At 38.9% G+C, this 21,445-nt stretch carries 21 protein-coding genes; 8 read left to right on the top strand and 13 right to left on the bottom strand.

Going from position 1 to position 21,445, the window contains the following annotated elements; genetic code table 11:
- Positions 1–287: 287 nt before the first annotated feature.
- Complete coding sequence (gene aroB / locus UYI_RS0108505) at positions 288–1,379, bottom strand: 3-dehydroquinate synthase (RefSeq protein ID WP_016866253.1); 1,092 nt, start codon at positions 1,377–1,379, stop codon at positions 288–290.
- A 99-nt stretch (positions 1,380–1,478) separates the two neighbouring features.
- Positions 1,479–2,126 (bottom strand): superoxide dismutase family protein, encoded by a 648-nt coding sequence (locus UYI_RS0108500; protein WP_235147923.1) that lies wholly within the window; start codon positions 2,124–2,126, stop codon positions 1,479–1,481.
- Positions 2,127–2,456: 330 nt separating this feature from the next.
- On the opposite strand from UYI_RS0108500, the gene petL reads away from it, so the two are divergent.
- Positions 2,457–2,552, top strand: coding sequence for a cytochrome b6-f complex subunit PetL (gene petL / locus UYI_RS34640; protein WP_009457099.1), 96 nt, complete (start codon positions 2,457–2,459; stop codon positions 2,550–2,552).
- A gap of 230 nt (positions 2,553–2,782) precedes the next feature.
- Here the strand turns inward: petL and bioB are convergent, their stop codons facing one another.
- Positions 2,783–3,775 (bottom strand): biotin synthase BioB, encoded by a 993-nt coding sequence (gene bioB / locus UYI_RS0108495; RefSeq protein WP_016866251.1) that lies wholly within the window; start codon positions 3,773–3,775, stop codon positions 2,783–2,785.
- Positions 3,776–4,183: 408 nt separating this feature from the next.
- Between bioB and UYI_RS0108490 the strand changes: the two genes are divergently transcribed.
- The 3 genes from UYI_RS0108490 (at position 4,184) to UYI_RS0108480 (ending at position 7,091) form a co-directional block, all read left to right on the top strand.
- Positions 4,184–4,924, top strand: a complete 741-nt coding sequence (locus UYI_RS0108490) for a pentapeptide repeat-containing protein (RefSeq protein ID WP_016866250.1) — start codon at positions 4,184–4,186, stop codon at positions 4,922–4,924.
- Positions 4,925–4,934: 10 nt separating this feature from the next.
- Positions 4,935–5,504, top strand: coding sequence for a ribosomal protein S5-alanine N-acetyltransferase (gene rimJ, locus UYI_RS0108485; RefSeq protein ID WP_016866249.1), 570 nt, complete (start codon positions 4,935–4,937; stop codon positions 5,502–5,504).
- A 129-nt stretch (positions 5,505–5,633) separates the two neighbouring features.
- Positions 5,634–7,091, top strand: a complete 1,458-nt coding sequence (locus tag UYI_RS0108480) for a protein adenylyltransferase SelO (RefSeq protein WP_016866248.1) — start codon at positions 5,634–5,636, stop codon at positions 7,089–7,091.
- A 119-nt stretch (positions 7,092–7,210) separates the two neighbouring features.
- Here UYI_RS0108480 and ligA read toward each other — a convergent pair whose 3' ends face one another.
- Positions 7,211–9,259 (bottom strand): NAD-dependent DNA ligase LigA, encoded by a 2,049-nt coding sequence (ligA, locus tag UYI_RS0108475; RefSeq protein ID WP_016866247.1) that lies wholly within the window; start codon positions 9,257–9,259, stop codon positions 7,211–7,213.
- Positions 9,260–9,313: 54 nt separating this feature from the next.
- Between ligA and UYI_RS36665 the strand changes: the two genes are divergently transcribed.
- A complete protein-coding gene (locus UYI_RS36665; protein ID WP_016866246.1) occupies positions 9,314–9,487 on the top strand; it encodes a hypothetical protein in 174 nt (57 codons plus the stop codon).
- 19 nt (positions 9,488–9,506) lie between these two features.
- Here UYI_RS36665 and UYI_RS0108465 read toward each other — a convergent pair whose 3' ends face one another.
- From UYI_RS0108465 to UYI_RS0108455, 3 genes are all read right to left on the bottom strand, one after another.
- Positions 9,507–10,568, bottom strand: a complete 1,062-nt coding sequence (locus UYI_RS0108465; RefSeq protein ID WP_016866245.1) for a vWA domain-containing protein — start codon at positions 10,566–10,568, stop codon at positions 9,507–9,509.
- Positions 10,569–10,758: 190 nt separating this feature from the next.
- The gene (locus UYI_RS0108460) at positions 10,759–12,129 is read right to left on the bottom strand and encodes a hybrid sensor histidine kinase/response regulator (protein ID WP_016866244.1); all 1,371 of its coding nucleotides are present in this window, start codon (positions 12,127–12,129) and stop codon (positions 10,759–10,761) included.
- A 20-nt stretch (positions 12,130–12,149) separates the two neighbouring features.
- Positions 12,150–14,525, bottom strand: coding sequence for an ATP-binding protein (locus UYI_RS0108455; protein ID WP_016866243.1), 2,376 nt, complete (start codon positions 14,523–14,525; stop codon positions 12,150–12,152).
- On the opposite strand from UYI_RS0108455, the gene UYI_RS39585 reads away from it, so the two are divergent.
- Complete coding sequence (locus UYI_RS39585; RefSeq protein WP_016866242.1) at positions 14,524–14,655, top strand: hypothetical protein; 132 nt, start codon at positions 14,524–14,526, stop codon at positions 14,653–14,655. The two genes, UYI_RS0108455 and UYI_RS39585, sit on opposite strands and share 2 nt — an antisense overlap.
- Positions 14,656–14,929: 274 nt before the next feature.
- Here the strand turns inward: UYI_RS39585 and UYI_RS0108445 are convergent, their stop codons facing one another.
- From UYI_RS0108445 to UYI_RS0108430, 4 genes are all read right to left on the bottom strand, one after another.
- Entirely contained in the window at positions 14,930–15,802 is an 873-nt protein-coding gene (locus UYI_RS0108445) for an MBL fold metallo-hydrolase (RefSeq protein WP_016866241.1), read from the bottom strand.
- Positions 15,803–16,149: 347 nt separating this feature from the next.
- Positions 16,150–16,368, bottom strand: a complete 219-nt coding sequence (locus UYI_RS0108440; RefSeq protein ID WP_016866240.1) for a type II toxin-antitoxin system HicA family toxin — start codon at positions 16,366–16,368, stop codon at positions 16,150–16,152.
- Positions 16,368–16,610, bottom strand: a complete 243-nt coding sequence (locus UYI_RS0108435; protein WP_016866239.1) for a type II toxin-antitoxin system HicB family antitoxin — start codon at positions 16,608–16,610, stop codon at positions 16,368–16,370. Before UYI_RS0108435 ends, UYI_RS0108440 begins: the two co-directional genes overlap by 1 nt.
- A 71-nt stretch (positions 16,611–16,681) precedes the next feature.
- Positions 16,682–17,113 (bottom strand): archease, encoded by a 432-nt coding sequence (locus tag UYI_RS0108430; protein WP_016866238.1) that lies wholly within the window; start codon positions 17,111–17,113, stop codon positions 16,682–16,684.
- 98 nt (positions 17,114–17,211) lie between these two features.
- Between UYI_RS0108430 and UYI_RS37600 the strand changes: the two genes are divergently transcribed.
- A complete protein-coding gene (locus UYI_RS37600; protein ID WP_016866237.1) occupies positions 17,212–17,358 on the top strand; it encodes a hypothetical protein in 147 nt (48 codons plus the stop codon).
- Between the two features lie 44 nt (positions 17,359–17,402).
- On the opposite strand, the gene UYI_RS0108420 is transcribed toward UYI_RS37600, so the two are convergent.
- Both UYI_RS0108420 and UYI_RS0108415 read right to left on the bottom strand, forming a co-directional pair.
- Complete coding sequence (locus UYI_RS0108420) at positions 17,403–18,287, bottom strand: CobW family GTP-binding protein (RefSeq protein ID WP_016866236.1); 885 nt, start codon at positions 18,285–18,287, stop codon at positions 17,403–17,405.
- A gap of 200 nt (positions 18,288–18,487) precedes the next feature.
- Complete coding sequence (locus UYI_RS0108415; protein WP_026085827.1) at positions 18,488–19,948, bottom strand: RtcB family protein; 1,461 nt, start codon at positions 19,946–19,948, stop codon at positions 18,488–18,490.
- Between the two features lie 384 nt (positions 19,949–20,332).
- On the opposite strand from UYI_RS0108415, the gene UYI_RS0108410 reads away from it, so the two are divergent.
- Positions 20,333–21,142, top strand: a complete 810-nt coding sequence (locus UYI_RS0108410; protein ID WP_016866234.1) for a class I SAM-dependent methyltransferase — start codon at positions 20,333–20,335, stop codon at positions 21,140–21,142.
- Positions 21,143–21,445 lie beyond the last annotated feature (303 nt).

Below are 21,445 nucleotides of genomic sequence, written 5' to 3'. Positions count from 1 at the left end.
TCAGTGCACCATGTTCTTGCTCATCTTTATCCTATGAGAGTTGTTTTTCTAGATTAAAGTAATTTATGACACCAGTACTTTAGTAATTAGACTTAATTTTTTAGGTAAAAAATTAACTTCAACCAGTAAATATGTGATTCAGGGAAAATGGGGACGATCGCAAAAAATCATCATCCAAAGAGGGCAGAAAGTTAATTTTGTGGATATTAAAACTTCATTTTCAGCCTTTTGCCTGGATACGCCCCAGCGAAGATTTTCCCCCCTTGTCTGCCTTTTTGGGATGCTCCCTACATTCGTACCAACACTTGTCGGATAATATCTGCTGGTACTTGATCTGTTACTGTTACTGCCCCAATTTGGGTTGGTAATACAAACCGGACTTTACCCGCTTTCACTTTTTTATCAATCTGCAATGCTTCAATAATCGCTTCAATATCCAACCCTGCTGGTAATTTAGTTGGTAAACCTGCTTTTTCTATTAAGACATCTTGCCGTTGTGTCTGTTGTTGCGTCCACATCCCTAACTCCACAGCAATCTGCCCTGCTGCTACCATGCCAATAGCAACTGCTTCACCATGCAGTACTTGTCTATAACCTGTTAAGCTTTCTACTGCATGGCCTATGGTGTGTCCGTAGTTGAGTATTGCCCGTAGTCCGGCTTCTTTTTCATCTTTACTGACGACATCAGCTTTGGCTTGACAGGAGCGAGTTAATATAGTGTCAATTAATTCTGAGTGAATATGTCCCATCTCATCCAAACGCTGACTCGCTTCTAACTCGGCAAACAATTGGGCATCCCAAATTACACCATATTTGATAACTTCTGCCATACCTGCGCGAAACTCGCGTATAGGTAGCGTTTTCAACACATCGGGGTCAATTAATACTAATCGTGGTTGATGGAATGCCCCAATCAAGTTTTTACCTTGGGGATGATTGACGCCTGTTTTCCCACCTATGGCTGCATCTACCATTGCCAAGAGGGTTGTAGGCACTTGTATAAAATTAATACCTCGTAGCCAAGTCGCTGCCGCAAAACCTGTCATATCACCGATGACGCCGCCTCCCAAAGCTACCATCGTGGCGGAACGTTCTAAGCGATTTTCCAGTGCTGTGTTGTATAAATTTTCTATTGAAGCTAAAGTTTTATAGTGTTCGCCATCAGACAGGATGTGGCTTGCTACTTCAAAACTGGCAGCTTTGAGTGATGCGATCGCTGTTTCTCCATACAATTGAAAAACTGTCGGGTTAGAAACTAGCAGGACTTTCTTACCTAAGTGCAAATTAGTCATGAATTCGCCTAATTGCTCTAGGCTACCTGGTGCGATCGCAATATCATAAGACTGCTGCGGTAGATTTACTTTAATTACGGAAGCCATCACCAACCCCTTTGCAAGCGCGTGTCGGATATTCTATCGCAATGTTGTGCTAGGTTCACGATTGGATGGCGATGTAACTAAAACCGAAATGATTACTCCTTAAGATATAATCCCACAGGCTATTCGTCCTCCGCCTGCCTCCGCTGCCTCACCGTTAGCTTTTTGTTGATCTGGTAACAGGTGAATGATAATAGCGCTACCATTACCGTCAAACACGCTGACGGGTCCTTCACTGAGGGTAACTCGACTAGTCACTGCATTGTATATTGCCTCTCCCTGTTCATCCACTTCTAAGTTTGGCAAATCACCTAGATGATACGGATGGTTTGCCTCTACAGGAGTTTCCGAACCAAAAGGGCCAGGATCAAAATGTCCACCACTGGTACTAAAAGGAGGATCAGCATCAGAGTCACACACGCCTACAGAATGAATGTGGAGTCCATGCAGACCAGGAGTTAGATTTGCCGGGTTGCCTTGAATCTTACCCCGAATCCGTACCGCCTGATTACCTAGCTGTGTCAGGATGAGTGTGCCATTAATGTTCGTACCCGCAATATTCACTTTTGCTTGCAAGAGATTGGGTGGAAAAGTGGGTCGTGCCAATTGCAGTCCGCACAATAGCACCAAGCACATGGAAATTCCGAAAAAAACAAAGATTTTAACAGTGAAAACTTCCTCACCATGACCTCCGATGGTAGCGATAAATAACTTAATTATCTGAACAGATATCTTTAGTGTTATTGTCAACGTGGCGTAGATGCATTGCGGTTTCTAAGGTGAGCCTAGACTTTTAAGGATTTTATGCTCCTGTTTTTTCTGTATTCTATGGCAAGTCTGCACCTACGCAATCACACGGTTACAGTTATTTATCTCTACACCACCTGAGTTCGACATATCGGTAAATATCCCACTTTTACAGTGATCAGTGAGCAATTATCAGTTATCAGTGATAGATAGCTGACAACTGAATAACTGATAACTAATAACTGTTAACTATTCCCTCGCCCTATTTTCAACCACTAACCACTAACAAATGATTCAATAGACTTTGAGAGTAAACAATTGTGGAGAAACGTAATGTTAGCTGTAGTATCTTATGTCGTCTTCTTGGCTATCTTTTTTGGCATTGCTGTCGGTTTACTTTTTGGTCTGCGTGCCGCGAAGATTCTTTAAAAGATAAGGGAGTGTGAGGGGTGTGAGGGGTGTGAGGAGTGTGAGGAGTGTGAGGAGTGTGAGGGGTGGAAAACACTTGTATTCTCCCCCTACTCCTCATACTATATATTTCTGTCGCTATCAATACCACCGCATAGGATGTGGAAAACACTTGTATTTTTCCCCTACTCCTCATACTCCCCCTACTCCCCCTACTCCCCATCACCCCATCACCCCATCACCCCATCTCTCTACAAAGCTGCGACCTTCTCCTGACTAACAAACGGCGGACGCATTTCTAAACCAAGTAAATTTAGCATTTCTTGGTCTGCGTCATAGCCAGGACAAGGAGTGGTAACGGTCAACATATGTCCGTCATCGCTAGAAAATATAGAATTAGCCCCTGCTAAGAAGCATAAAGCCTGTTCAATTTGAGAAAGTTTTGCCCTGCCTGCACTCAAGCGCACGTCAGAAGCTGGCATAATCAAACGTGCAGTGGCTATCATCCGCACAACATCCCAGATGGGGACGTCTGGTTGATTTTCTAGGGGTGTGCCTTGAACTTTGGAGAGAATGTTAATCGGTACAGACTCTGGATGGGGATGCAAGTTTGCCAAAGTGTGCAGCATAGAAACGCGGTCTTCCACATTTTCACCCAAGCCAAGAATACCACCTGAGCAAACAGTGACGTTGGTTTGGCGGACATTGTTAATTGTATTTAGGCGATCGCCATAAGTTCTAGTAGTGATAATAGTGCTATAGTATTCTGGCGATGTATCTAGGTTATGGTTGTAGGCGTAAAGTCCTGCTGCTTCTAATCGCTTGGCTTGGTTCTCTGTCAGCATTCCCAAAGTGCAGCATACTTCTAATCCTAATGCTGTTACTTCTTTGACCATGTCTAATACTTGGTCAAATTGGGAATTATCCCGCACTTCTCGCCAAGCTGCACCCATACAAACGCGACTGACACCACTATTTTTTGCTTGCTGGGCGATGTTAACTACTGTTTCCTTATCTAAAAGTGCTTGTGGTTTAACTTCTGTTTTATAACGAGAAGATTGGGCGCAGTAGCTACAATCTTCAGGACAAGCTCCTGTTTTAATAGAGATTAACTTACAAACTTGGATTTGTTTAGGGTTGTGATATTGGCGATGCACACTAGCTGCTTGGTAAATCAGTTCTAAAAAGGGTGTATCGTATATTGCCCTGATTTCTTCTTTTTGCCAATCGTAGCGTATTCCCACGGCTTTGCCTACCTTCTTGATCAATTTGCTGATTTATTTAGGTTACGTCACACACTGTGTTTTTGGCGTTAAGCGATCGCATCTGTGATTTTGGCTCAGAAATCAGGTTATCAAGAATTGAGCTACATCGCATGAGAATTTTAACAATAAATGTGGAGTTGATATGAAATAGTGAATAATTTCATTCATCATGGCATTAAATCTTTGTTTCTAGGTAAATAATAAATTTTGTAAATTTAAATATTTTCTTTAGCAAATTACTATTTCAAGACATAAGCAATTTCAAATTACCTCACACCTGAAATTTGAAGTTGCTTTTTTCATTTTCACTGCTAAATTAACAAGAAGAGCAACTCCTACCTCAATTTTTGTAAACTACATCACATTTTCTTTTTACTAACTAAGTCAATGAGTAAAGAAGCTAATAAAATTGTTAAAGTACATGAAGTTTCTGCCACCACATCTTCTACCTTAAGTACTTATATTGATAGAACTGTCGAAACATTAAAATTTAGCATCAGCACTATCAAATTTCCAAAAGAGGTATCAGGGGCAATCCTGACAACATTAATTCTATTAGTATTAGGGCTTTTGCTGATTCTTGGCAATCTCAGCAATACTTTAAATCAACAAACATCTTTAATTAAACAATTTTATACAAATACTGAATCAACAGTTGATTACCAACATCACGTTATTTTATCTGATTACATTAAAACAATTGGGAACATAGTTTTAACAGATAATTCGCAAACAAAGCTAGAAAAATCAGCGATGATTAGAGCTATGACTCAGGCAACATTACAAGAGTTAGACCCAGAAAGCAGGCGTTATGTGGTCATGTTTTTGTATGATATCAATTTACTTAAAACCTCATCAAAAAAACAATTACCATTACTTTTTGGAGCATCTGTAAGAGATGCTAAACTCCAAAATTTAGATTTAAGATTTGCCACTTTCCAAGGTACTAATTTAAGTGGTGCAGATTTACGTGGTACCGATTTAAGAGGGGCTAATTTAGAAAATGCTATTTTGAAAAACGCTTGTTACAACAAGTTGATCTTATTGAATAAAGGTTTTGCACCAATTGCAGTTGGGATGCAAGAAGTATTAGATAGTCAAGAATGTGTTTCAGCGAGATCACGTTGATTGTAAAATTATGGAAATTGAACTACCTGTAATTATCACTAAACGCCTCTTATTACGCATGGCTACCAAAGAGGATATACCTGAGATTATCCAGTATTTTACTGATAACAAAACCTTTTTTACTCCCTTTTATCCTTGTTGGGCTGATTGTTTTTTCACGGAAGAGTATTGGCAGTTGCAGCTAGAATTAAATTTACATGAGTTTAAAAATGATTTTTCTTTACGATTATTTCTATTTTTAAAAGAGAATCCTAGAAAAATCATTGGAACTATTAATTTTAGTAACTTTGTCCGAGGAGTAGCGCAATACTGTAATGTTGGATACGGTCTTGCAGAAGCAGAACAAGGTAAAGGTTATATGACAGAAGCTTTGCAAGCTGCGATCGCATATATATTTAAAGAACTAAATATGCACCGCGTTATGGCAAATTATATGCCTCATAATCAGCGCAGTGGGAATTTATTGAAAAGATTAGGATTTGTCGTAGAAGGATACGCCCGTAATTACTTATTAATTAATGGGCAATGGCAAGATCATATTTTGACAAGTTTGATTAATCCTGATTGGCAAGCTAGGTAATGTCAATTATCAATCGTCATTTGTCCTCCTTGTCTGGTTTGTCTCCCTTATCCTCCTTCCCTTTCCTCGTCCCACACTCCCCCCATCTCCGACTATGATCAACAGAAGGTAAACTAACTTGTACTCATAATGACTCTGGCTGAAACTCCCCATAACACTAATTCTAAAAATCCTTTTCTCAGTCTTAACTACGAACCCGCCTTAGAGTCCTTAGGCGATGACTATTACGACGAAGTTGCACCTGCGGAATTTCCTCAACACATTTTACGGTGGCGCAATGACGCATTGTTACCAAAGCTGGGGTTAAATCCACAAGCAGTCACAGACCAAGACTTTATCACTGCTTTTGGCAAATTTGCAGGACGCAAGCCTTTATTAGCATTGCGATACCACGGTTATCAATTTGGTGAATACAATCCCCAACTAGGTGATGGTAGAGGTTTTCTCTACGGTCAAGTGCGTGGTATTGATGGTGAACTTTACGATTTCGGTACAAAAGGTTCTGGTAGAACACCCTATTCCCGTGGTGGCGATGGAATGCTGACATTAAAAGGGGGTGTTCGTGAAGTTTTGGCAGCGGAAATGTTACACAGAATGGGTGTACGTACTTCCCGCTGTCTCAGCATGATTGAAACAGGTTTATCCTTGTGGCGGGGTGATGAACCTTCTCCTACTCGTTCTTCCGTAATGGTACGGATGAGCAAATCACACATTCGCTTTGGTACTTTTGAACGGTTACACTATTTCCGCCGTCCAGATTTGAGCAAAAAGCTATTAGATCATGTAATTAAAGAATACTATCAACATTTAGACGAGAAACAAGATAAGTATGCTTTATTTTATGCAGAATTAGTTCAACGGACAGCAGAATTAGTAGCACAGTGGATGGCGGTTGGTTTCTGTCATGCAGTCCTAAATACTGACAACATGTCAATTACAGGGGAGAGTTTTGATTACGGCCCCTATGCTTTTATTCCTAATTACGATCCTTTTTTCACTGCGGCATATTTTGACTATTACAAACGCTATTGTTACATTAATCAACCAGAGATTTGTAAGTGGAACCTTGAGGCACTCCAGGAAGCATTAAAAGCTGTGATTCCTCAAACAGATATGGAAGCTGGGTTAGCACAATTTGATGATTATTATTTAGCAGAATATCGTTGTTTCATGTTGAAAAAATTAGGTTTTGAAACACTTGCTAATCCAGAAGCCGAAGAACTGTTAAAAGCAATTATTGAATTTTTAAAGCATTATCCAGTTAGTTATCATCACTTTTTTGCTGATATGGCTACTTGCTTTTCTAGCAAATGGAGAGATGATGCAAGTGTGATTCTTAGTGACTCAGAAATTGGGCAATCTTTAGGCAGATCCGAATTATTTTTAAATTGGTCGGGGATATATCATAGAATTTTAACGAATTTGACGCCAGATGAAATAGAAAAAGTATCTCAAACTCTAGTTCGTTATAATCCTCAAACTGTGATTTTAAGACCTGTGATTGAATCGATTTGGGAGCCAATTACTCAAGAAGACAATTGGCAACCTTTTTATGAATTACTCAATCAAATTCAATCTCAAATTTAATTTATTTGTAGATATGTTCAAATCAGGGTAGGTGCTAGTTGATTGTGAGCATTTTAAGGCAGTCACACCACTACTTAAGATTTACTGGTACAAAGTATGAAAATAACTGAATTTTAGTGTTATGCAAATTCATGCAAAAGTTCTAATAACTGTGCTTCGCTCAATTGGGTAATTCCCAACGCTTCGGCTTTTGCCAATTTAGAACCCGCATCTTCTCCCACAACTAAATAGTCGGTTTTTTTACTAACTGAGTCAGTAACTTTTCCACCTGCTTTTTGAATCAAAGATTTGGCTTCATCTCGTTTCAAAGTGGGCAAAGTACCAGTAATTACAAAAGTTTTACCTGCAAGTTTTTGATTGTCACCATTACCTATTGCTGTGGTGTCTTCTGTGGTGGCAAATTGTAACCCTGCTGCTTGCAAGCGTTGAATTAATGTTTGATTGGCGCTGATACGAAACCATTGATAAATGCTATCGGCGATTTCTGCACCTATACCATAAACCCCTTCGATTTTGGCACTTGATGCTTCTGCTAATTGTTCAACACTTGAGAATTTTTCTGTTAACAATTGGGCTGTGACATTACCAACATGACGAATGCCTAAACCATATAATACTCTTGACCAAGGTTGGTTTTTGGATTGAGCGATCGCATCTACTATTTTCTCTGCCGACTTTTTCCCCATTCTTTCTAATCCACATAATTTGTCGCTTGTCAAGTCATATAAATCGGCAACGGAATGTACTAATTCTTTATCGACAAGTTGATGTACCAGCTTTTCGCCGATACCGCGAATATCTAGGGCATCACGGCTAACCCAGTGTTCAATTGCACCTTTGAGAATAGCAGCACAGGAAGTATTGACACAGCGAGTTACGGCTTCTCCCATTTCCCGCACTACGGGTTGACCGCATACTGGGCAATGGCTGGGCATGACAAAGGGTTCTGTGTCTGGGGGACGGAGTTCTTTGAGGACGCGCACGACTTCGGGAATGATTTCCCCGGCTTTGCGGACAATTACAGTGTCACCGATGCGGATGTCTAATTGGGCAATGCGATCAGCATTATGTAGTGTAGCACGAGATACAGTTGTGCCTGCTAATTGTACGGGACGCATCTCTGCTAAGGGAGTGAGTGCGCCTGTTCTGCCGACATTCACAGCAATATTTTCTACACGGGTGGGTGCTTCTTCGGCAGCGTACTTGAGTGCGATCGCCCAACGGGGAAACTTTTGTGTAAACCCTAGCTGTTCTTGCAGCTTAAAGGAGTTGATTTTTACCACCACCCCATCAGTCATATAGGGTAAATTCAGCCGTTCTGTATCCCAGTGTTGATAATATTCTGCAACTTCTGCTAAAGAAGCACACAGCCGTTGATTGGGATTAACGCGAAAACCCATTTTTTGCAATAATGCCAAAGCTTCCCATTGACTACTTGCAATACTCGCATCGTCCATACCCGGAATTTGTAGCGTGTAGGCAAAAAAATCTAATCTTCTTTGCGCCACAATGCGAGAATCTAGCTGTCTGAGAGTACCGGCGGCGGCGTTACGAGGATTGGCAAATAACGACTCACCTGCTTTTTGTCTTTCTTCATTGATTTGTTTAAATACATCTAAGGGTAAGAATGCCTCACCCCGCACTTCTACTCGTTCAAAATTTTTCAATCCTGCTAAATTTAACCGCAAGGGAATTGAACGAATTGTTCGCACATTTTGAGTGATGTCTTCACCCACCACTCCATCACCCCTAGTTGCACCTCTGGTAAGAACACCATTTTCATAAGTCAAAGCCAAAGCATTACCATCTATCTTTAATTCACAGACGTACTCTGCTGCTGTTTGTGGGGGTACTTGTCGCCGCCAGCGCTGATCCCAAGCCTGTAACTCATCGATATTAAAGGCATTTTCTAAACTGTATAGTGGGATGTTGTGGCGAACCGAAGTAAACTGTGTAGCTGGTTTTTCACCCACACGCTGAGTCGGGCTATCCGGTGTCACCAATTCTGGATACTGGGTTTCCAGGTTTTGCAATTCTCGATACAACTGGTCATAAACTGCGTCCTCCATGATTGGAGAATCAAGAACATAGTAGGCATAACTAGCCTGTTGTAATAACTGTCGCAATTCCTGAATTCGTTGTTTTACTTCTGGTTTTATCAGTTCCACCAAAGATATCTCCTTTTTTGCCCAAACATACAGACTTGTTGCAGAAGTCGGGAAATGGTAAAAGGGAAAGGCAGAGGAGGCGCGGGTTCGCCACCTGTGGGCGAACAAGGAGCGCCGTGGCAGAAGGGGTTCCCCACAAATTCGCGATTCGGAGAGCGAATTTGTGGGGCCCCCGCAGAAGGCAGAAGGACAAATACTAATACTTCATCTTACCCTTCTCTTAACTAGCTATATAGCTTAATCAAATTTAACGAACCCAGTCCTCTACTTCATAGAGGAAACGGGTTCCCCCAATCAACTTGCGATTTGCAGAAGTGCTTTGGACAAAAACAACGTATTTTTCCAGGTTACTGGGTTTGATGCGAACCGTTGCACCCACAGGTAGCCCTAACATTTCTCGGGCTGCTTCCCCTTCAAATAAATCACCTGTTGTTCTATCCATCAAGATAATTTCTTTATGACCTTGGATAGTTTCAGTTTTGGTAAACTCATAAAAACCACGTCCGACTTTAAATTTGAGGTTATTTTCTTCAACAAAAACTTTTATTGAGATATCTTTATCAACTTCTAATACTTGGAAACGTCCAGGTGGAACCGCCCTCAAATCAGCAGCTTCATAATAGGATTTTCCCTCCCGCTTCATCATGGAATTAAATATTTGATTTAATCCCCGACTCATGCGTCCTTGATCAATTACTTCTTGTTCGTAAGCTTGCAATTTGTCATCAGATGATTGCTGATAGCAAACAGCCAAGAATAAATCAGTAATATAGGAAAACTGGTCTAGGTTGACATGAAAACCACCAGATTTTTCTGCAAGTTCTTTATAAAAAAGAGTGGCGTGGGAACGGTTAAGGGCTTGCACTCCATATACCATTACTCCCTTGTCGGCTAAGATATCAACTTCTTGACGCCAATTTAATTTTTGCGGATTGTGTGCTGGTGGATGGGGGACATCATCACCGATTAACACTAGGGATTTGGAAGCACCATCAGACCAAGATAAAGATTGGGCTTCATGTAATACTAGTTCATAACATTCTGGTGCATCACCGCCACCAGTTGGTTCGACGTTTTGGACAAATTCGCAAATTGCATTGATGTCACTGGAAATATCAAATTTTTTGATGACATAGGTGGAACCTTGATCACAATAATCCCCATGAGCGATAATACCTATTTTCATCTGGGGAATTTCGCTCATTAGGCGTGTGACTGTTTCTTTGATTTTTCGTCTTACCTGTGTTAGGCAAGGATACATACTTCCAGTGGTGTCAAAGCTGAAAACAACTTCAATGTTGGTGTTCATGGCTACTTAATAACGAATTTGCAAAATCACTGATGCTTCTACACGGTGTTCACCTGGAATTACGGGTGTAGAGTAACAGCTTGTTCGTGAGATATACAGTAGCTATACTGCGAGTGGCAGATAAGATGCTTTGGAGGCTGCGCTCATAGCCAATTTTTGAAATTGTGCGATCGCCTCATCGGATTGTAACTTATGAAACAGGAATTTGAATGATAAATTCAGTTCCTTGTTCTGGTGATGAAACACATTGTAATTTACCACAATGATTTTCAGTAATAATTTGGTAACTAATTGCTAGTCCTAATTTATTTTCGTGAATTTTAGGTTGTGTTGAAAAAAAAGGTTGAAATATTTGGCTTTGCAATACATCTGACATGCCCTTACCATTATTAGCAATAGTGATTTTGACTGCCTCTTTGTCAATGTTAGTGGAAATCCGAATTTGAGGATTCGCCCTTTGTTTTTTATCCTTTAATGCCCAATGACTTATAACAAATGAATTATCTAGAGAATCAATAGAATTGACCAATATATTCATAAATACTTGATTAATTTGTCCTGAATAGCATTCTATTTTGGGTAAATTACCATATTCTTTGACTACTTGGATGGCAGGACGTTTTGGCTTGGCTTTCAAGCGGTGCTGTAGAATGAGTAAAGTTGTCTCAAGTCCTTGGTGAATATCAACAAGCTTTTTTCGCTCTCCATCAGCGCGTGAAAAATTTCTTAGGGACTGCATGATGCCACGTATGTTGTCAGTTCCTAACTTCATTGAAGATATCAGTTTCGGTAAGTCTTCGAGAACATGGTTTAGATCCATCCGCTCTATTTTATCTTCAATATCACTGCCTGGATAGGGAAAATTATTTTGGTAAAGTCTCACTAGACTAATCAATTCTTCTACATAATATTTAGCGTAATATAAATTTGTAGAAATCAAGCCTATCGGGTTATTAACTTCATGAGAAATCCCAGCAACTACCTGACCTAAAGAGGAAATTTTTTCTGATTGAATTAATTGTAATTGAGTTTTTTTAAGTTGTTCTAGAGCCTGAAAAAGTTCATAGGTTCGTTCTTCTACACGTTTTTCTAATTGTTGCTTTTGCTGATCTAATTCTATATTTAATCGTCGCATTTTTAAGTGTAATTGAACTCTTGCCAATACTTCATTTTGCTGAAATGGTTTAGTTATATAATCAACTGCTCCCAAACTTAAACCTTTAACTTTTTCTTCTATATCTGAAAGAGCGGTAATAAAAATAATAGGAATATCCTTTGTAGATGGATCTGCTTGCAATCTACGACAAGTTTCAAATCCATCTAATTTTGGCATCATTATATCTAATAATATTAAATCAGGTGGATTGTTTTTTGTCTGTTCAATTCCACTGATGCCATCCATTTCCACTAATACTTCGTAGCCTGCACTGCTTAAAGTAGCATACAGTACTTCTAGATTTGTAGGGCTATCATCTATGGCCAAAATAGTTGCTGTGTTACTATTTTTCTCTGATTCTTTTTCAATAAATAACTGTTGTTGAATATTAGTATCTTTTACCATTTTTGATGAATGTAATAAATTTATGGAATATTTTTTTGAAGAAAAATACGAATTTGTTTGATATTAAAACACTGAACTAATGAGTCTAATTTTTTGACAAATTCCTGATATTGCTCATCCATTGTTGCTAGCTTCTCTAATTCTTGTTTAATTCCTTTAATTTGTCCCTTCTTAGCATACTCTAATAACATAGCTAATTCTGCCTTTGGTGGTACCACCATTGTTTGTGAACTCGATAATTTTTCAGAATAGTCTTGCTGCTTATTTTCTACCTGTTCATAAATCCAATTTAATTGGAGATATTTTGAAAGCATACGGTAAAGTTCTTTTACTTTTACTGGTTTGACTAAAAAGTCATTTGCACCTGCTGCTAAACTTTTATGTCGCTCATTATCAAATATACTGGCAGAAGAAAGAATGACTATAGTATTTTGCATTGTTTCTGACTGTCGTAGTTGTGATAGCATTTCTCTGCCATCCATGATCGGCATTGCGGTATCGGAAATAATTAAGTCTGGCTGATATTGATGAGCTTTTTCTAACCCTTCTTGCCCATTACTAGCTTCTATAACGGTGAAGCCAAGAGTTTGTAAAAGATTAACAATTAATGAGCGGTTTTCCCAACGATCATCGACAATTAAAATTGTTTTTCTGCTACCAGAATAAGCAATGATTTTCCCAGTGCTAGTAATAATACTACTTTCTGTCCAATCGTCAGCAGTTGGACATTCTATTTCAAATTCAAAGATACTACCTTTGCCTAACTCGCTCTTGACGGATATACTACTACCCATGATTTCTACAATTTTTTGACTAATAGTTAATCCTAGTCCTCTACCTTCATTTTGGCTTTTGTAATCTCCTAGTTGCTCAAAGGGTAAAAATATTTTTTTTAACTGTTGTTTACTAATACCTATGCCAGTATCTTCTATTGCAAAATACATGTGTACATGGGAAGCTTTTTCCTGGCTCTCTCTAATTTTTACCTGCAATGTTACACTTCCTGTATCTGTAAATTTAATCGCATTGCTAACCAAGTTGATTATGACTTGCCGTAATCTTTTTTTATCAGTAGTAATGCCTGATGGTAAATTTTCTGGGGGTTGGTAAATAAATTCAATATCTTTTTGTTCTGCTTGTATCCGGCAGATTTCTACTATTCCTTGTAGAAAAGAAGGCAGATGAAAATCTGATGGAAAAAGCTGCATTCTATTTGTTTCTATTTGGGAAATATCCAGAATATCATTAATTAATGTTAATAAATGAGAACCACATTTATGAATAATTTCAATACCACGTTGTTCTCTTTTGGTTATATTCTGAGAACGCTGGAGGATTTCAGCATATCCTAAAATACCATTTAGTGGTGTGCGAAGTTCGTGACTCATATGAGCCAAAAATTTACTCTTGGCATGATTAGCAGCATCAGCAGCAAGTTTGGTTTCTTTTTGTTCTTCTAAAAGGGTTTTAGTATAGCCAATCAGTTGATTCAAACTAATTGCTAATTTTCCCAACTCATCAGTTGTAGTTACAGGCGCTTGCAAGTCAAAGTTAGATTCTCTGATCGCTTTTTGAGCAACATCTGTAATTGTTTGAACTGAACGAGTGATCGCTTGATGGGTATAAACTATTAAAAGCACAGTAATGCTGAGACTTAATCCTATGCTGGCAACAATGATTAGTATTCGTAGTCTTTGAGCTTGAAGTAAAGCAATCTCTGCTTGCTCCTCTTGTTTTTCAGCTACTACAATCACAGTTGCTAGTTCATTTTGGAATTGCAACATTTTATTGCTATTCTCACTCGCTGCAAATTCTGCTAGCAATTGATTAGCTTTTTTAAGCTTATTGGCATTGAAAGCTAGTGGTTCAATCTGACGTAAGGTTAATTCCAAACTAGAGGAGAAGTTCTTCCAGGTGCTGTGATGCTTAATTAGTAGCGGTTTTAGTTCTTTGATTACTGAATTTGCAGCAGATGAATTAATTTGTTTAAGTAATTTTCTTGCTGCGGTAATTTGTTGAATTGCTGCTAATTCTGCTTTCTGAAAAGTTTGTGGAGTTTGGAAATTAGCAGAAATTTTTGGGAATAACTGTAAGTTAAAAAGAGTATTTTGGAGTTTACTTAACTGCTGACGCTCTTGACGAATGATTCTTCTTTGCTGATCTGCACGATGCAGGTAAGAATCACCTGAAACAACCCCTACAGTAGTTCCCAAAACCATAATACCAAGTGCGATCGCATAACCAAAATATATCTTGGTACTGATGCTAAAATGATTGATTACCTGATTAACTTTATTTTGAAGATTAGATGGCCAGCTAGATAGATGCAGAGAGGTTTGTTCATCTCTGTTGGCATCAGACTGAGAAATTTTCTGCCTAGAAGCTGGATAAGTCATGCGTTTATGGTGGTTGCATGTAGCTATTGTGGAAAAATCTATAAGTTTTAATTATATTCAGGTGCGATCGCTTGCGTATCTGGTTACATTTGTTATGGTTCCCGTAGGCAAAGAAAAACTAACACAGTGAAGCGATGATAGTCAGGGATAATTACAGATTCATGGGAATAGCGATCGCGAGTTCTGTTGCTTCTCCCACTTTGCAACCTTAGCAAGATGTTAAATATGCTACTTCGGCTCGCAACTGCACTATATGTTACTAACTTTCATCGTGAAATTCCGGAAATAGATTACTGTTTGTAGAATTATCTAGTGATGAAGTGAGGATGTTTACACAAAAACCGGGTTTTAATCATAGAATTAAAACCCGATTTCTTGACTGAGGTTGCACAATTTAAACTAATCTATTGAGTTTCCATCCACGCAATACACTTGTGCATTTGCTCTTTCATAGTTTCTGCATCTGTGTGATACCTCCGACCATGACCTGGAAGCACCCACTCAAAAGTATAATTAGCCAACTTCCGCATAGACTGAATTACTTCTGACCAAGAATAAAAACAATAATTACGGAAGGCTATTAGCTGCTGAAGTTCATCATCCCAAGCCAGATGATCCCCAGCAAAGAGAAACTTATTTTTGTAAAGTAGAACTGTGTGTCCTTTACTGTGACCGGGAACTGGGATAATCAATAAATCGGGAGCAAGCTGAACAGGTTCCGAACCAGCCAATTGAATTTCGACATTACGAGTATCCCGATTGATATCATCTTTGTGTAGAATACGTTGACAGCCAAAATGCTCTGCATACTTTTGATGATCCGCTACATCATCCATATGGGTTAGGAACATATAACGTATTCCCCCCATTTCTTCTAAACGCTTGACTAAAGGCGGTGTAAAGCGAGGAGAATCTACTAAAACATTACCTTCTGATCGTTGAATAAAATAGCCAGCTCCACCATAGGATTTTTCCGAATGGTAGCCACAATCGTAAACATTTTCTTCTACAGGAATCGGAAAACTTAGCTGAACAATTTTGATATCTTGAGGCTTCTCAACAGTACCAATTGAACTAGTCGGACAAGATAAAAGTGCTTGCAATGCTTTTAATCTTTCTTTGTCGTTTGTTGGTTGATGATAAACTGCTGACATGCCCTCAGCTTCAATAAATACCTCCGGAGCCATCCAACGACAAGTGTCACAGTCGATACAAGTGGTATCGACATAAAAATCGCCACTAACATTTTGAGGGCGACGCAGATTTAAATGAGCCATATTAAACCTGTGAATTTCTAGATACGGTAATTAAGCTTGTATTACTACGCTAGCAAATGTGAAAGCTTAAGATATTAAGTAACGTTTTGAGTAATGGGGCTAAAACTATAATTATTTTTTTATATTATTTCTTGATTTGTAATTGATTGACCTATGACTGAAATTGTCTTCTTAGTTGAAGATGATCCAGATAGTGGTTACATTGCAAGGGCGTTAAGTGAGTCTATTTTTACTCAAGCTGATGAGTTGAAAAGTCTGCGGAAAATGGTATGCAATGATATTCATTGCCATTTCCTGATGAGCAAATCCTTCCTCAAAACATTAGTTTGCAAAAGTCAGCATTTAATTCATAGCGCTTCCCACTCTTCTCGGCTAATCTTAGCTTGACGTAAGATTCTACTTAGTAAACTTGGGCTGATGTCTCCCTGATGTGGATTGGGAATTGTTAACTTAAGTTCTCCTTTGACCATGTATTGATGTTTCCCACCAGGATAGGGGCCATCAAAACCAGCTTCTTTCAGGTAATAAACTAAGTCACGCCGACTAATTGCTCCAAATGGTGGCATTAGGCGGCCTCTTTGCTAAAATTCAGGTCAATACCATCAATGATTGGTAGAGTATGACCTAAACGCAGTCCTAAAATAATCCATCCCTCCAAGGCGTCTTGCAACTCTTCTCGACAAGCTTCCAATGTCAAAGCACTTGCCCAAACACCCGGACACTCTGGAATTTCACTATAAAAAGTTCCATCCTCAAGCAACTCGTAAATTGCCTTATGCATGGCTGCACTGATGTAATTTGTTAGCATTTTATCTAGCGATCGCTCTCCAATTTTGGTTCAAAGCTGTGTCATCTTTAGTGTTCATCTCACAGTTTAAACTAAATATCAAGAATAACCATCGCCTTCCAACCATCATTTATTTTTTCTACTTGAAATTGATGTAAAGTAACAGCTTTCACATCTACTAACTGTTGATGGCGTTGAGGGTCAAGTTTTTCTCCTTGGAGTACAGCAGTAAGGTGATATTTACCATCTTTCTCCTCAAAATTAATTTGCTGTGTTCGTAACAAAAGTTGTTCGCTGTCTTTGTAATAAATCAGTTCTTGCAGGAAATTAAACAGTAAGAGGTCTAATTCATCATCATCCAAGCTGATATTTCGCGTTTCTTTTGGTTCTATCGAATCCAAATTTTCAATCATAGTATTGATTGTGGCATTACCTGCGGCTTTGAAAAGCTTTTGCAAATCTTCTCCCCAAGCACAAAAAGCAGTATCAGCAGTAGCAACATCTTCCAAAAATTCGTAATGCATAAAATTCTCAATCTTAATTTTCTCTGTATTCTCTGTGTTCTCTGCGGTTCATTCAATATTATTTATAAGTAAGTCGGTACGAATGTACCAGACGTGCCATGGCACGTCTGGTACAAGTTGGGGTCGTCATTTGTCATTGCTCATTGGGTAGGGGCAAAGAATTTTTACTGGTAGGTTCAGTTTTGATTCAAGATACACATACAAATGCTTTGCCCTTACAGATATACTTAATTTTCGTAACATAGTTAGATTCATTCCCGCCTAATTACTTAGCTCCAAAAGAAGTATTTCATTGCTCACACAATTTTAATTTGTTAATAATTTCTGATTTCATCATCCTTACATCTTTACCAATAAAAACTAATTCTGTTGCTGATTGTGGAAATAACTCTAATTCCCAACGTCCAGCCACAAAATTAAACAAATAAATGCCTTCTAAAAATCTGATAAATCCTTTAGCGCGATAAACTTCGTTTTCCAAACTATCAGCAAATTCTTCAAAACACTGGCGATTAAAAATAGCAGAAGAGCTATAACTAAAGGATTCAAATTCTGGTTGATGAACGTGGTGTGGTGGTGGTTGTACTTTTTCGCGACTAATACCAAACAGCAAATCTGGATCTACCTTACCCCGTACAGTATGTACAATCACAGCAGTTTCATTAATCGAATTTAGCTTTTTCTCAATGGTTTGTAATTCAGTTTCAGAAACTAAATCAACCTTGTTTAAAAGAATAGTGTCCGCTGCTTCAATTTGAATTCGGGTTGTGTGACCAACGGAGGGATATTTAATCATGGCATCGGCATCAATAACTGTAATCACTCCATCGAGCCGCACTCTCTGCAAACTTTCTTGAATGTCAAAAACTAAAGCATCTGGTTCTGCGACTCCGGTTGTTTCCACCACAATATAATCGGGATCAACGTTATCTATGATTTCATTCACAGCAGCTTCAAATTCACCTAGTAGCGAACAGCAAACACAACCACCACCCAAATCCGCCATCTGGACGTTTTTACCTTGGATTATTTTCGTATCGATCGCTATTTCGCCAAATTCGTTCATCAAAATGGCAATTTTTCTAGGGAAAGTGTCAAGGATGTGACGCAAAAGTGTTGTTTTACCGCTTCCCAATGGGCCGGTAATTACTGTTAATGGTGTACGTACTGCCATAAGAATCTAAAATCTGAACTTACGTTTAAGTTGTACTAACTCATAGAATTCTTGCAAAAAACTGTTTTATGGTAGAAACGACCACAGATGAACACAGATGTACACCGATAATTTATCTGTGTTCATCTGTGTTTATCTGTGTTCGATTTCCAAAAGATAATATTTGTCATAGTTTAAATTCACATTAGGTTTAATTAGCATTACCCCTTGATATTTCCAATCGGTGTTAACCTGACTACCCGCTTGCTAATCCCTGCTAACTCAGCCGCTTCAATGACATCATCAATATCTTTGTATGCTCCACCCGCTTCTTCTGCTAATCCTGAATAAGAGGTACTACGAACATAAATACCCCGGCTTTCCATCTCTTTTTTGAGTTTTTCGCCACGATAGATTTTTCGTGCTTTCGCTCGACTCATCGTCCGTCCGCTACCATGAGCTGTGCTGAAGAAAGTTTGGTCGCCACTGGGTACACCTACTAATAAATAAGAGCCAGTTTCCATACTGCCGCCAATAATTACTGGTTGACCAATATTTTTATACCGCTCAGGTACATCTCCCATCCCAGGAGCAAAAGCACGAGTTGCACCTTTACGGTGGACAAGGAGCGATCGCTCTTGGCCATCAATAATATGACGCTCTAGTTTGGCGGTATTGTGGGCGACATCATAAATCATATGCATACCTAAATTTTGGGGCGATCGTCCCAAAATTTCCGAGAACACCTCCCGAATCCGGTGCAAAATCACTTGACGATTAGCAAACGACATATTAATGCCGCATTTCATCGCCGCAAAATAAGCTTGACCTTCAGGAGAATTAAAAGGCGCACAAGCTAATTCTCGATCCAAAATTTTGATCCCGTACTTACTTTCCATCACCTTTAGGAAAGTTTGCAGATAGTCAGTTGCTACCTGATGACCAAATCCCCGACTTCCACAGTGAAACATCACCACCACTTGATTAGGAATAGTAATTCCCAAACTCCGGGCTAATTCCTGGTCATAAATATTCTCTGGTCGAGCAACTTGAATTTCCAAATAGTGGTTCCCAGACCCCAAAGTACCGATTTGATTGAAACCTCTATCAATCGCTTTTTCACTGATTTTGTTGGCATCAGCACCCTGAATACACCCGTTTTCTTCTACCAATTCCAAGTCTTCTTCCCAACCGTAACCATTACGGACACACCATTGCGCGCCTTCTTCCACCACTTTCCGAAACTCATTGCGGGAAAGTTTCACAAACCCAGTGCTTCCCACCCCAGCAGGAACCCTTTCGTATAGTCTGTCTACTAACTTTTTAATATACGGTTTCACTTCGTCATAAGTTAGATTTGTTACCATCAACCGCATCCCGCAATTGATATCAAAACCGATACCACCAGGAGAAATCACACCCCCTGCTTCTACATCCATCGCCGCCACACCACCAATCGGGAAACCATAACCAAAATGTCCATCTGGCATACACAAAGCGTACTTAGTTATGCCTGGAAGTGTAGCCACATTAGTAACTTGGTCATAAACAGCGTCGTCCAATTCCTGAATTAACTTTTCCGTTCCATAAATCCGCGCCGGAACACGCATTCCCTGTTTGTAAGAAACTGGAATTTCCCAGATAGTGTCAGAAATTCTTTTTAAATCTTCTATCATCGCCATATCCAGCACCCCCGCGCTTTGTTCGGTGTTTGCTGTCAGTAAAAAGACTTGCCACAAAATCCCATCAGTTCGTGGCGGGAGTCTCAAAATATGCTAATCAACTTTTATATGTATAGATTTGAGGATAAAGTTTCTGCTTAGTTGAAACCTCTGTCTAGAGAAATGTGTGACATACTGCCGTTAGCCAGAATACAAGCGGATGTCTAATCAACAAATTTCAGCCACTTATGTAGCAAGTGCTAATCTAGTTCTAGTTGACAGCAAATCTCCTATTTTTCAAGTATCAAAACTAACTATCAAACTTTTGTAGAACTACAGCCTTATCAGTGTGCATCATCGGTGTGCATCTGTGTTTATCTGTGTTCGTTTTTCCCTAAGATTTTTATGCACTACAACCAATACGAACAACAATACAAACAAGAAGTAATAAATTTCTTTAACAGCAGAACTAGTTACGACAACGATTACACCATTCGTCGCACTCTGCCTTTACTAGAGTTAGTTCACCTACAAAAGGGACAAAAATTATTAGATATAGCAACTGGCACAGGTATCATTGCCATTGCTGCTGCCCAAATTGTTGGCTCAGAAGGAAAAGTAATTGGAGTCGATTTTTCTTCAGAAATGCTTAAGCAAGCACAACAAAAGATTGAGGAATTAGGCTTGCAAAATATTGAATTAATAGAAGCAGATGCAGAATATATCGACTTTAAAGATGAAAGTTTTGATGTAATTCTTTGTTCAACAGCAATCGTTTACTTTACAGATATTCTTGCTGCTTTACGCAAATGGTATCGTTTTCTTAAGCAAGGCGGCATTGTTGGCTTTTCTTCTTGCTCTCAAGAATCATGTGAAGCACCACTCATCATTGAAGTTTGTGCCAAACATGGTATTTTCCTGACAAATATTAATGAGCCAACAGGAACTCCCCAGAAGTGTAGAAATTTGCTCCAAGAAGCTGGTTTTAAAGATATTAAAGTCAAAAGTGAACAATTTGGTTTTTATCGTAGTATTGAGCAAGCTCAAGAATGGAATGGACGATGGTTTCACCCTAGAGAAAATCCCTTATTACAGCTTTCTGCGGAGCAAATGCAAGAATTACAAGCAGAGTATCGTCAACAAATAGAAGCAATGGCAACAGAACAAGAGATTTGGTATGAAAATATGACGATTTTCGCAACTGGTCGTAAATGATTAATTGGGTTGACACGATAAATATTGCGCTAAAAAAATACATATTTTAACATCACAATTGATTTCAAAAAAACAGATAATAAATTGATTTTTAAAATTAGAATTTCCAAGTTTATAGATAAATATTTCATAGTCAAATATTAGAGATAGAGAACTACTTTTGACAGATGTAGGTTATACCTTTAGACATATGAATCTCTGATAGCAGACACATAAATTAGGTATTAAGGTTATCGCTCTCCTGATTTTGTAAGCGAAGCTAAAAGGATTTTTGAGAAGTCAAAGTTTAATCACAATCGCTGC

The organism is Fischerella muscicola PCC 7414 (assembly GCF_000317205.1).
In the GTDB taxonomy this organism is placed as follows: Bacteria; Cyanobacteriota; Cyanobacteriia; order Cyanobacteriales; family Nostocaceae; genus Fischerella; species Fischerella muscicola.
This window is presented reverse-complemented; position numbering and strand designations above follow the sequence as displayed.